The sequence below is a fragment of the Enterobacter sp. UNJFSC 003 genome (assembly GCF_036903355.1).
Taxonomy (GTDB): Bacteria; Pseudomonadota; Gammaproteobacteria; order Enterobacterales; family Enterobacteriaceae; genus Enterobacter.
The window spans coordinates 1-302 of sequence record NZ_JBAKHK010000096.1 but is presented as its reverse complement, the minus strand read 5'-3'; the positions used below and the strand labels follow the sequence as shown (position 1 = coordinate 302).

At 55.3% G+C, this 302-nt stretch carries 1 protein-coding gene; it reads right to left on the bottom strand.

Annotated features, from left to right (window positions below; all coding sequences use genetic code 11):
- A partial coding sequence (locus V5P19_RS23255) for a M3 family metallopeptidase (RefSeq protein WP_334407894.1) occupies positions 1 to 302 on the bottom strand: 302 nt, incomplete at both ends.

Sequence of the window (302 nt, the reverse complement as noted above, 5' to 3'; positions counted from 1 at the left end):
GCTTTGGCGAAGGCGCGCAGTTGTGCCAGCTCTTTTTCGCCTTGCGGACGCGCGCGTTTTGCCAGATCGGTTAAGAAATCCAGCACCTGCTGCGGGTTTTCTGCCATTTTAGTGGCAAGTGATTTGAAGGCGTAGTTTTCAAAGCCCAGCAGTTGCGCCAGTTCGTGACGCAGAGCGAGGATCTCTTCCATCACCTTGCTGTTATCCCATTTACCGGCGTTCGGGCCTTGATCGGAGGCGCGGGTGCTGTAAGCGCGATACATCTCTTCACGCAAGGCCTGGTTGTCGCAGTAGGTCATTAC